The organism is Sphingobium sp. SG1 (assembly GCF_057063145.1).
The window spans coordinates 176,718-185,352 of the sequence record NZ_JBVVOJ010000001.1; the positions used below are offsets into that span (position 1 = coordinate 176,718).

The following is an 8,635-nucleotide window of genomic DNA, read 5'->3' on the forward strand; positions in this document are numbered from 1 at the left end:
GCCGAAAATGTCGATTACTACAGGCGCTGTTACAAAACCGCTTGCGCGTGGGATCAAGCAGTTCGCCACATTGATCGCAGTTTCTATCAGGCTTAACTTCCTTGTTTGACTGATGATAGCAACGAAGATAGCATTTTTGAGAACAAAACTTAGAACCCCTACGTTCGTTGAACTCCGATCCACATTCTAAGCACGCGCGGAACCGGGTGTTTGGGTTCTCCACTCCCTGCTTCCGATCATGATATGCTTTCAATGAGCGGTTGGCTGCCACTCGTGCACGACAAACGTCAGAGCAGTATGCGGCAGCAAAATGCGTCGCTTCAAATACCACATAACAGATTTTGCAAATTACTTCAGCCATCAAATTTATCAATTCACATAATATTTTGCGTTTACATAATCGAGCAAGAGGTCAACGTTGTCAGACAAACTCTCAAGCGCATCCCGTTCGATCGCTCGTGCAAGCAGTTCATTAAACGTAAGGGTGGTTATATTGACGTCACGGTGACAATATGGGACCATCTCCGGGGTGTAATGCTCAAATATAGGCGACTTTAGTTTGGGTAAGCCAAAATAATCACCCCACGTTTCAAGTTTGTGATTCGGAAGTTCCTTGGCCAACTTTCTGGATGCGATGCAAGTGTCCACTATACGACTGCGATCCAGTTCCACGCCCGCTCGTTCCTTGATGACTTTCGCGTCATACCCAAGAAAATTATGCCCGACTATCATCTTGCTATCGGTGGACATGTAATAACACGCTTCGGCTATTTCGTCCGCTCCGACGTAAGATTTATATTCCCCCGTCAGTAAATTTTCTATACCTAACATCCAGATGACTGATGCTTTAATTCCATCGGTCTCGGCATCTGCCGAAATATATGAGTAATCCATATGGCATGATATTAGAAGTGACTTCATGATTGCCATTTATAGTTTCATTTGATGGAGGTTATTTTGGGCTTCGATGAACGAATTGCCGTAATTGATGCCCGGTTGCGTGACATCAATCGGGAGCGGAACGTCTTCCTCAATCGTGCGGCCGATCTGTTCGATATCCAGCATTCGGACGAAAGGGCAGAATTGCTGATCGAACGAGAGCGCGCGCTGGACGAACGGCGGGCATCATGGAGGGAGGAATGAAGCATCAGGCTATTCAAGGCCGCGAATGGGCTGCTGAATATATCGACGTCACCGATCCCGGTATCACGATCGAGACTGCTACGGTTTATCGGGCGGCCGGGCGGCGATGGTTCACCCTAGAGGGAGCGGCCAATGCTGCTGCCAAGGAGCGTATCCGCACCGCGTTGCGTGAGAGCGGTGATGAGAACACCGATATCGACTGGTTTTCCGGTGCTATGAATTTCATCTCTGCATCATTCAGGGATAGGTTCAGGAAGCGCCGGTGAGCATCATCCGCAAAGTCCGTCATGGGTGCGCCATCCCGGAAAATGGTACCTACATCGGGCGCAATCCCCGGTGGGGCGACACCTTCTGGGGCAATCCGTTCAAGCTGCGTCGGGAAGAAGATCGGGAGTTTATCCTTGGTCAGTATGAGCTTTGGCTCAAGACTGCCGATCACATTCTGGCGCGGATTGACGAACTGCGTGGGCGCACATTGTGGTGCCATTGCCACCCCCTTCAGTGTCATGGTGAAATTCTGGCTGAAGTCGCCAGCATGACGCACGAACAGCGTGACAGATGGCGGGTTTCACCCTATGGTTGTTTCGAATTTGATTTTACTAGCGAGATTTGATGATGGGCGACAAGAAGCAGCGCGTTCGCGGTGATGATCCGCGTATCCAGAAAAAGCATGAAGAGCGCGGCCGTCATGGTTGCCGCAAACTCGTGCTTCATGGTCAGAATTGGTGGTGGCGGACCAACTCCTCCAATGTGATCCTGCATCGCCCCGATGGTCAGAAAATGGTCATTTCGCTGGCCCGCTTCCACGGCACGACCCATCATGACATCGAACGTCGGAAGTGGAAACAGTCGGTCATCCCGATCACGCCCGCGACGATCGCCGATTTCATCAATCGGAAGCTCATCGGCTACACCGACATGGGAGGCTTCCCCGAAGGAGTGCAGTTCACGCCGTCTGTGGCCCCTGATGGCTTTTCGTCGGTCGATCTCGAACGCGGGACGTGGCACTGGTCGCGGATCGCCATCAATGAAGTGCATCTGATCAGCCCAGAGGGCGTTCGGACCGAACACCGTGTCTATGACGTGCTGTGCCAGCTTCCCGATGAGTGGATCAACGCGCGCAAGGCCAAGGTGGAGAATTTCGACGATCTGTCGTCCGAAGAAAAGATGCACTATCTTTTTGAGCACCGGTTCGACGACGAAGTCGAGCCGACGGCCGACGATGTGCGGAATTTCATCAGGTTGAAGTTCCTGCGTCTCGATCGCGTCAATATGATCGAGGGCACCGATTTCACTTCCGGTTCGGATGCGTGGGGCGTCTATGATCCCGCCGCCCTAGCGGGTGATTTCGGCGGAAAGCGTGCGGCTGAAGCAATTGCCCGCGCGCGGCGGTCGACCATCCTCGCTCTTTAAAATTGATCAGAACCCCACCCAGCCATTATGGGTGGGGAATTATTTGATGAAGGATATTGGGCCTTGAGCAGTGGCTATGGTTACGGCGATCTGGAGCCGAAGGAAAACTGCCCCTATTGCGGGGCGAAGTGTTTCGCCGACTTTGTCGATATCGGAGTGGGCTATCAGCAGTGCGGCCCCTACCATTGCCAGCGCTGCGGGGTATCGGAAATCGGTGCTCATGACGGCTACAGCGACTATACGCCGCGAGAGCGCGACACCGGCTGGTATGAGCCGGGCAAGCCTGCTGGTGCTTCGGCTAATGTCGACGGCGATGGTAACATCATTTCGTGGCACGAGGCTGACACGCTCTATCGCGCCGGTTATGGCGTAGCTGCGCGATACGACAAGAGCGGGAGATTGATCGCCAATCATGAGCCCAAACCCGCGCCATGGTCTGGCGAACTGAAGGACACCCCTTGATGGCGTGCGACCATCTCCGCGCCGGTAAGGCACCCATGGATATCATGACGTGGTTTTGCCCCGATTGTGATGCGACGATCGACTTCAGCGACCCCGACTGCTTGCGCATCGATCGCTGGAAGGACGGCCGCGAAGAACGCATCCCCTATGATACGGCACAGCCGGGTACCCCGCGTGATAACGTCATTTGTTTGACTGACTTCATAAATGGTGGTAATCCGTCTGCGAAAGGTAGTGATGATGTGGATCGGTAAGTATCGCCTAAATGAAACGTGTGGCGGATGTCCCGAGGCATATGATGCCTTTATCAAGGACGAAGATGGCAACGACAAATACGTCGGCTATTTTCGGCTGAGGCATGGTGCGTTCACTGTCGACACGCCCATAGGCGCTGAACCCGGCGACGAAATTACCGTCTATACCGCATATCCGCGTGGCGATGGCATTTTCGAGCATGATGAGCGCGATCATTTTCTCGGCGAAGGCGTGATGGCGCTTGATCGCCATATCAATCCACCGGAGGTGGAGATGGAGAGCCCTCCCAGCTATGCTGCGGGAGAACTGCGCAAGCTGAGGCAGTGGCTTTATGCTCGGCCTGACTATGAGGCACCCGAAGGCGATATCGGCGACGCCGATGAGATCATCGCATATTTCGAGGCCCGCATCTGATGAGGCGCGCGCGAAAATATTTCTGGATGCCGATGGCGATCTCGATTGCCGTATCGGGTTCGATTGCAGCATGGGGACTGAGCGGCGGTTTTGAACGAAAAGCTGCCGCCACCCTTGAACGCTACGGTTATAGGGACATCAAAATCGAAGGTTTCCGGATCAATCTGCTATCCGGCTGTGCCAAACCAGATTTCCCCTACGCCTACAGCGCAAACGATATCGACGGAAAGCGCGTCCGTGGCACGGTCTGCGTCACCCCTTTGTGGAGCTACCTCGGTAATGACGACCGATAAGAAAATCACGCAAGAAGAAATGATCGACATGTTCGGAACGGACATGCCGCTGGAGGCGATGACACTTCTCGCCAACTCCGACGACAGCAAAACCATCGGTCAAATGCGGGATGAGCTTCGCGCGATGGGAAATCGTCAAAAAGCGTTGCGGAACATTCTCGGCGTAATGTCCGCGCCAATGCCGAATGAAGACTGTTATCTCACGCCGTATGACCAAGGGATGGCATGCGCGGGGCGCATCTATGACGCCGTCATGCCTGAAATAGCGCAACAAGTGCGCAATGACATTGCTAATCTCCTCGATGTTCGTGCCGAGCAAGCGGGTGTGCAGGGGAGAGTGGGTCAGCAGGTCGGAACCTATTTAGCCGCACTGGCCATGCATCTGAGGGGAGAAAAGAATGCGTAACTTCATGCTGGGTTTTGCCACCCTCTATTTGGCAACCGCACTGGTGTTCGGCCTTGGTATGGCGCGCGCAATGCCCGCGATCAATTACAAGGGTGCGACCTACTATGGTGTGATCTGGCCTGCTTGGCCGCTGGCCGTGCTGTTCAACACCGAAATCGCGCCCATCCCCGCATGGGCATTCACATTCGAGGACAAGTGATGTTCACCACTGGCGTTACCGAGGACGGCCGCGTCTTCATTCAGGACGAAGAAGGCGACAGCGATGCCCGCCTTTACGTCAACGGGAATTTCGCGTCGAAGGATGCGGAGCGTGCCTATGCGCAGATCATCTCATCCGCGTTGGGAGCCCATCGCAGCAGCGACATCAAAAGCCTCGAAACGGTGGGCTTCAACGATGAGATCATGATCGATCTGCTGCTTAATCGCGTCGAGCACATGGAGCGGCAACTCTGGTTCGCCAAGCTGAACCTCAAATGGGAGCGCGATTTGCGCATGCGCTGGAATAAGGGCGAGGACGAAATTCCTGCCCGCTGGTATCCGATCGCCGATGCGCCGGTAACGCCCACCTATACCAATCCCGCATATGATTTTGCGCCATATCTGCACGGTCCGATGGTCCAGTTGCTGATCGATCTCGGCGTGAACGTGAATGGCGATGGCGGCGAGGAGCCCCGTTTCCTCGTCACTGTGGGCTGGTGGTCCCCGGAGCATAGCTGCTGGCGGCATTGCGACGATGATGGTCCGAACGATCTGCAACCTGTGGCGTGGTGCCCGCTGGAAAGCGCCCCCACTGAACGGTTCGGGGGAACGGCGTGATCGACTTCATCATTCGCGGGCTGTGGTTTTATCTCATCGGCGGTGTCATTTTCACAACATATGTCTACACCCGGCACGTCGTCATGCGATCGAGGGATATGACCAAACTCTGCAAGAAAATGGAACAGGAAGCGATCCGCGAGGGCGAAGATGTGCGTTGGATTGCGCCACTCATTGCTACGCCTTTCGGTCTCCTGTTATTCGTAGGACTAACGTGGCCGATCATGCTTTACTTCGAGTGCTTTGGACCTCGTCGTGGGTAGGTGGACTTCGCCGTTGGCCGCGTACCTGATTCCGACCGATAATGGAGATAGCTGGCAGGATATGCGACGCGGTCAAACCGGCATCCCTTGCGGCAATCACCCCGGCGCATTCGGTTTCGTTCGCAAAAACCATGTCCACGAAGGTGTCGACCTCTATTGCGAGGATGGCGCTGACGTGTTTGCAGTCGAGGACGGCTGCGTGGTCGCGGTCCTTGATTTCACCGGCGAGCACGCGACCCCTCCCTCTCCATGGTGGAATGACACGCAGGCCGTCATGATAGAGGGCGAGAGTGGCGTCATCCTCTATGGGGAAATCAAGACCCATCTGGTGGTCGGTGATGCCGTGAGGCAGGATTACATCGTCGGAAGCGTCGTGCCTGTCCTGAAGAAGGACAAAGGGCGGCCGATGTCGATGTTGCATCTGGAGCTTCACAAGCACGGAACGCGCGACGCCTATGAATGGCCCCTTATAGGGCCGCCACCGCACACACTACGCGATCCCACCCCTCACCTGCTTCGGGCGGCGTTTCAGCCCTCTTGTGTCGCCCTACGGTCCCCATATAGGCATCGGTCATGCTAAGCCCTGTATTGCTGACGCGGAAACGGTTGTTTCACTGGGCGCGCGACGGGGTCCGAATTGGGTAGAAGGTCGACACCGATGAGTTTGATTCCCGCACCGGATTTGAGTGTGATCTCGTTTTCCCATGGGGCGGCCAAATTCTGAAAAACAGTCCGAGACATCTCGACGTCGCCAATAGTGATCTGAGCCGTTAGACGATAAAGCTCTGCATCGTCGGGGGAACTATCCCATCCAGTCAACGCGGCAACATCTATTTCCCAATCGTAGCACCAGTATACACCGAGCGATCCAGAAAGATAGCGATCGAGATCGGCCGGGCGCAGCAGAACATAGCGATAAATCGTTGGGCTCTGTTCTAAAATTTCCTCTATATTTCGTCGCATATCGGCGACATGCGCATCGGTGATCTCAAAAGCATCGCCATCAATGGTGTATCCATAACCGACGTCAGCATAGGGCGCGTCGTGCGCTTTCATGCCCTTTACCAGTTCGGCAAAACCATCATCTTCGAACAATCTAATCCATTCGCGCATCCGATATTTATGATCGGGTTATGATATCTCGCGGACTGGGTGTCGTCCAATCATGGAAGCGCACGGCAGCGCGCTTGTAGCCCAGCCATGCCAATACCTGTGTCACCGGGTGGCCGATGCAATTATGGAAGGCCCAAGCCCCGGACCGCCACTTTATCCCACGCAGGCCCTCCAGCGCCGATGGTTTGAGCAGCATGATGATCTCGATAGCGTCGAAACCATGCGCGGTGAAGGTCGCATCATCGACATGAACGACTGCGATCTGCTGTTCGATCCGGGACATATCGACACGAGTGATGCGTTCCAGAGGGATGAGGTTATTCCCTGCTTTGATCACCACCGGCGTTGGCCCGACGCGCTGCTTAAGCGGCCGGGCATCACGTTCGGCGATCCTGATTGATCGCGAGTTATTCATCACTGTTCGCTCTGAGGCGTCAATCTCGATACCATATCGGCGGCCGTCAGACAGAGGGGCTTTGGCGGAAGCCAATGTTCCGGATATTTTTTCGGCCGCAGGCGCGCATCTTCCGGCGAGAAACCATCCGGAGTGATGAAATCATTCGGATCGAATTCTGCGATCGGGATATAGTAATTGTATCGCGTGTCACCAACTGGCTGGCACACCACATCATCGGCTCGAAATTCGATGATGAAGTAATAGGATGGCACATCGGCTCTCATTTGCTTTTCCTTCGGTGCGTTCCGACGAAACGCACGCAGGGTGTCACGAGAGAAATCTTTTTCTGTGAGTGTTTTTGGCTTCTTCGCCATTCAAATTTCCTATCTGCGCGAATGCGCTAAACTATAACGAACAAGAGTTGCATTATCGCATCACAACGGCTCGCCCCTGATCGCGCGAAATCCATCCCGAAACATGGATTTGATCTCGCCTACCGTCTCACGAAAACCGACGTAAAAGCAGAATGGCAGATACCAGATCGGGAAAGTGAGGAGTTGTCCCGCGATGACGATGCGCTTCCAGATAGCGAGTGGCGGCGTCATCAGTGATGCCTCGTGCGCAAAATGACAATAGGATCAGGGTCAGAGCAGCGACCACGGTCGTCCGGAGCGTTCTGATCGACTACGTCGAAGCACTCACCTTCTCCCTTCTTGAACACGACAATCTTGAGGCCATGGGTGCGCAAGAAATCACTCAATTCGGATAATTCCCAGAACCAGTCGTCCTGTTCATCTTGGCTATCGAAAAGTGGAATGGGAATTGGCATCAGTGCATATCCTCTTCGCGAAATTCCGGCCACGCCATGATCGGCTCCAGCATCAGCATTTTGCCATTGCGGAACCAATAGCGCTGCTCATCGCGCGTCTCGTAATAGGTCTCGACCTCGAAGAAGAAGGTCACTTCCGGCATGGTCTTGGAGAACATCCGCATATCATGCTCGAACTCCCGCCAATACCCATCGTTGCCGGTAGCCTTACCGCTCAGGTTGAGGAAGATACGCGCTTCGGTCGACGAATTGAGCAGTCGATACAGAGCATATTCGCTGTCGAACCCGAAGGCATCATCCGGTGATACCATCATGGTGAGATTGTAACGGCAGTCCATGTTCAAATCCTAACTATCAAATGAAATCGGCGCGCCTACGACGTAATAGCGTCGATAGCCGACTGAAATTGGGAACGATAATACCTCGCGATCGCGCTTAACCACCACGTCGAAATATTCACCCATGTCACCGGCATTGCGCTCATAATACCATTCGGCATATTTTGCGGCGGCACTTTCGGCATCGTGGCTGCTGATCTCACGGGCATCGTCTTCGGTCATCTCATCGAGAACCCAGCAATGATATGTGCGATCGATCATTCCTCGCCTCTGACGATCTCTGCTGGGTGGATATAGAAGGATGGGACGAACTCGACATCAACGGTGCAGCGGATGTGGAGCCCGGAACTCGATCGGCACTCGACGTCCATCGAGTCATAGGCGTCACCGAGATGGTATCCGCGATACCAATCGGCATAGAGGCGGATAGCTTCCGTCGCGTTCACTGCTCGAAAATCCGCCCCATATTTCGAGTGATATCCGGACGTCCAGC

22 protein-coding genes are annotated in these 8,635 nt (G+C 54.3%); 13 read left to right on the plus strand and 9 right to left on the minus strand.

Going from position 1 to position 8,635, the window contains the following annotated elements:
• Positions 1-369: 369 nt before the first annotated feature.
• Positions 370-930 (minus strand): PolC-type DNA polymerase III domain-containing protein, encoded by a 561-nt coding sequence (locus tag AC0KVN_RS00815; protein ID WP_483655240.1) that lies wholly within the window; start codon positions 928-930, stop codon positions 370-372.
• A 27-nt stretch (positions 931-957) separates the two neighbouring features.
• On the opposite strand from AC0KVN_RS00815, the gene AC0KVN_RS00820 reads away from it, so the two are divergent.
• The 13 genes from AC0KVN_RS00820 to AC0KVN_RS00880 all read left to right on the plus strand — a co-directional run bounded on the left by AC0KVN_RS00820 (position 958) and on the right by AC0KVN_RS00880 (position 6,045).
• The gene (locus AC0KVN_RS00820) at positions 958-1,143 is read left to right on the plus strand and encodes a hypothetical protein (RefSeq protein WP_483655241.1); all 186 of its coding nucleotides are present in this window, start codon (positions 958-960) and stop codon (positions 1,141-1,143) included.
• Positions 1,140-1,409, plus strand: a complete 270-nt coding sequence (locus AC0KVN_RS00825; RefSeq protein ID WP_483655242.1) for a hypothetical protein — start codon at positions 1,140-1,142, stop codon at positions 1,407-1,409. Before AC0KVN_RS00820 ends, AC0KVN_RS00825 begins: the two co-directional genes overlap by 4 nt.
• Positions 1,406-1,756 (plus strand): DUF4326 domain-containing protein, encoded by a 351-nt coding sequence (locus AC0KVN_RS00830; protein ID WP_483655243.1) that lies wholly within the window; start codon positions 1,406-1,408, stop codon positions 1,754-1,756. The genes AC0KVN_RS00825 and AC0KVN_RS00830 overlap by 4 nt, the downstream gene beginning before the upstream one ends.
• On the plus strand, positions 1,756-2,556 hold the full coding sequence (locus AC0KVN_RS00835) for a hypothetical protein (RefSeq protein WP_483655244.1): 801 nt from the start codon (positions 1,756-1,758) through the stop codon (positions 2,554-2,556). The genes AC0KVN_RS00830 and AC0KVN_RS00835 overlap by 1 nt, the downstream gene beginning before the upstream one ends.
• Positions 2,557-2,619: 63 nt before the next feature.
• Positions 2,620-3,018, plus strand: coding sequence for a hypothetical protein (locus AC0KVN_RS00840; RefSeq protein ID WP_483655245.1), 399 nt, complete (start codon positions 2,620-2,622; stop codon positions 3,016-3,018).
• Between the two features lie 35 nt (positions 3,019-3,053).
• Positions 3,054-3,272 (plus strand): hypothetical protein, encoded by a 219-nt coding sequence (locus AC0KVN_RS00845; RefSeq protein WP_483655246.1) that lies wholly within the window; start codon positions 3,054-3,056, stop codon positions 3,270-3,272.
• Positions 3,256-3,687 carry a hypothetical protein gene (locus AC0KVN_RS00850; protein ID WP_483655247.1) on the plus strand — a complete coding sequence of 144 codons (432 nt, stop codon included), beginning with the start codon at positions 3,256-3,258 and terminating at the stop codon, positions 3,685-3,687. The genes AC0KVN_RS00845 and AC0KVN_RS00850 overlap by 17 nt, the downstream gene beginning before the upstream one ends.
• Before the next feature lie 32 nt (positions 3,688-3,719).
• Entirely contained in the window at positions 3,720-3,980 is a 261-nt protein-coding gene (locus AC0KVN_RS00855) for a hypothetical protein (protein ID WP_483655248.1), read from the plus strand.
• The gene (locus AC0KVN_RS00860; protein ID WP_483655249.1) at positions 3,967-4,386 is read left to right on the plus strand and encodes a hypothetical protein; all 420 of its coding nucleotides are present in this window, start codon (positions 3,967-3,969) and stop codon (positions 4,384-4,386) included. Before AC0KVN_RS00855 ends, AC0KVN_RS00860 begins: the two co-directional genes overlap by 14 nt.
• Entirely contained in the window at positions 4,379-4,585 is a 207-nt protein-coding gene (locus AC0KVN_RS00865; protein ID WP_483655250.1) for a hypothetical protein, read from the plus strand. Before AC0KVN_RS00860 ends, AC0KVN_RS00865 begins: the two co-directional genes overlap by 8 nt.
• The gene (locus tag AC0KVN_RS00870; protein ID WP_483655251.1) at positions 4,585-5,202 is read left to right on the plus strand and encodes a hypothetical protein; all 618 of its coding nucleotides are present in this window, start codon (positions 4,585-4,587) and stop codon (positions 5,200-5,202) included. Before AC0KVN_RS00865 ends, AC0KVN_RS00870 begins: the two co-directional genes overlap by 1 nt.
• Complete coding sequence (locus tag AC0KVN_RS00875; protein WP_483655252.1) at positions 5,199-5,465, plus strand: hypothetical protein; 267 nt, start codon at positions 5,199-5,201, stop codon at positions 5,463-5,465. Before AC0KVN_RS00870 ends, AC0KVN_RS00875 begins: the two co-directional genes overlap by 4 nt.
• 13 nt (positions 5,466-5,478) lie before the next feature.
• Positions 5,479-6,045 (plus strand): hypothetical protein, encoded by a 567-nt coding sequence (locus tag AC0KVN_RS00880; RefSeq protein ID WP_483655253.1) that lies wholly within the window; start codon positions 5,479-5,481, stop codon positions 6,043-6,045.
• Here the strand turns inward: AC0KVN_RS00880 and AC0KVN_RS00885 are convergent.
• The 8 genes from AC0KVN_RS00885 to AC0KVN_RS00920 are packed head-to-tail and all read right to left on the minus strand — an operon-like array spanning position 6,042 to position 8,588.
• Complete coding sequence (locus AC0KVN_RS00885) at positions 6,042-6,560, minus strand: hypothetical protein (protein ID WP_483655254.1); 519 nt, start codon at positions 6,558-6,560, stop codon at positions 6,042-6,044. The two genes, AC0KVN_RS00880 and AC0KVN_RS00885, sit on opposite strands and share 4 nt — an antisense overlap.
• Positions 6,561-6,585: 25 nt before the next feature.
• On the minus strand, positions 6,586-6,993 hold the full coding sequence (locus AC0KVN_RS00890; RefSeq protein ID WP_483655255.1) for a hypothetical protein: 408 nt from the start codon (positions 6,991-6,993) through the stop codon (positions 6,586-6,588).
• Positions 6,993-7,349 carry a hypothetical protein gene (locus tag AC0KVN_RS00895; protein ID WP_483655256.1) on the minus strand — a complete coding sequence of 119 codons (357 nt, stop codon included), beginning with the start codon at positions 7,347-7,349 and terminating at the stop codon, positions 6,993-6,995. The genes AC0KVN_RS00890 and AC0KVN_RS00895 overlap by 1 nt, the downstream gene beginning before the upstream one ends.
• 60 nt (positions 7,350-7,409) lie before the next feature.
• The gene (locus tag AC0KVN_RS00900) at positions 7,410-7,580 is read right to left on the minus strand and encodes a hypothetical protein (RefSeq protein ID WP_483655257.1); all 171 of its coding nucleotides are present in this window, start codon (positions 7,578-7,580) and stop codon (positions 7,410-7,412) included.
• Positions 7,580-7,804, minus strand: coding sequence for a hypothetical protein (locus tag AC0KVN_RS00905; RefSeq protein WP_483655258.1), 225 nt, complete (start codon positions 7,802-7,804; stop codon positions 7,580-7,582). Before AC0KVN_RS00905 ends, AC0KVN_RS00900 begins: the two co-directional genes overlap by 1 nt.
• Positions 7,804-8,142, minus strand: a complete 339-nt coding sequence (locus AC0KVN_RS00910; RefSeq protein WP_483655259.1) for a hypothetical protein — start codon at positions 8,140-8,142, stop codon at positions 7,804-7,806. Before AC0KVN_RS00910 ends, AC0KVN_RS00905 begins: the two co-directional genes overlap by 1 nt.
• A gap of 9 nt (positions 8,143-8,151) precedes the next feature.
• Positions 8,152-8,403, minus strand: coding sequence for a hypothetical protein (locus tag AC0KVN_RS00915; RefSeq protein ID WP_483655260.1), 252 nt, complete (start codon positions 8,401-8,403; stop codon positions 8,152-8,154).
• On the minus strand, positions 8,400-8,588 hold the full coding sequence (locus AC0KVN_RS00920) for a hypothetical protein (RefSeq protein ID WP_483655261.1): 189 nt from the start codon (positions 8,586-8,588) through the stop codon (positions 8,400-8,402). The genes AC0KVN_RS00915 and AC0KVN_RS00920 overlap by 4 nt, the downstream gene beginning before the upstream one ends.
• Positions 8,589-8,635 lie beyond the last annotated feature (47 nt).

Bases quoted from the DNA above. Each gene is read 5' to 3' on its own strand.
- AC0KVN_RS00905 (WP_483655258.1), bottom strand. From the start codon at position 7,804: ATGCCAATTCCCATTCCACTTTTCGATAGCCAAGATGAACAGGACGAC.
- AC0KVN_RS00900 (WP_483655257.1), bottom strand. From the start codon at position 7,580: ATGACGCCGCCACTCGCTATCTGGAAGCGCATCGTCATCGCGGGACAA.
- AC0KVN_RS00890 (WP_483655255.1), bottom strand. From the start codon at position 6,993: ATGAATAACTCGCGATCAATCAGGATCGCCGAACGTGATGCCCGGCCG.
- AC0KVN_RS00910 (WP_483655259.1), bottom strand. From the start codon at position 8,142: ATGGACTGCCGTTACAATCTCACCATGATGGTATCACCGGATGATGCC.
- AC0KVN_RS00915 (WP_483655260.1), bottom strand. From the start codon at position 8,403: ATGATCGATCGCACATATCATTGCTGGGTTCTCGATGAGATGACCGAA.
- AC0KVN_RS00855 (WP_483655248.1), top strand. From the start codon at position 3,720: ATGGCGATCTCGATTGCCGTATCGGGTTCGATTGCAGCATGGGGACTG.
- AC0KVN_RS00860 (WP_483655249.1), top strand. From the start codon at position 3,967: ATGACGACCGATAAGAAAATCACGCAAGAAGAAATGATCGACATGTTC.
- AC0KVN_RS00850 (WP_483655247.1), top strand. From the start codon at position 3,256: ATGATGTGGATCGGTAAGTATCGCCTAAATGAAACGTGTGGCGGATGT.
- AC0KVN_RS00815 (WP_483655240.1), bottom strand. From the start codon at position 930: ATGGCAATCATGAAGTCACTTCTAATATCATGCCATATGGATTACTCA.
- AC0KVN_RS00865 (WP_483655250.1), top strand. From the start codon at position 4,379: ATGCGTAACTTCATGCTGGGTTTTGCCACCCTCTATTTGGCAACCGCA.
- AC0KVN_RS00895 (WP_483655256.1), bottom strand. From the start codon at position 7,349: ATGGCGAAGAAGCCAAAAACACTCACAGAAAAAGATTTCTCTCGTGAC.
- AC0KVN_RS00825 (WP_483655242.1), top strand. From the start codon at position 1,140: ATGAAGCATCAGGCTATTCAAGGCCGCGAATGGGCTGCTGAATATATC.
- AC0KVN_RS00870 (WP_483655251.1), top strand. From the start codon at position 4,585: ATGTTCACCACTGGCGTTACCGAGGACGGCCGCGTCTTCATTCAGGAC.
- AC0KVN_RS00845 (WP_483655246.1), top strand. From the start codon at position 3,054: ATGGATATCATGACGTGGTTTTGCCCCGATTGTGATGCGACGATCGAC.
- AC0KVN_RS00835 (WP_483655244.1), top strand. From the start codon at position 1,756: ATGATGGGCGACAAGAAGCAGCGCGTTCGCGGTGATGATCCGCGTATC.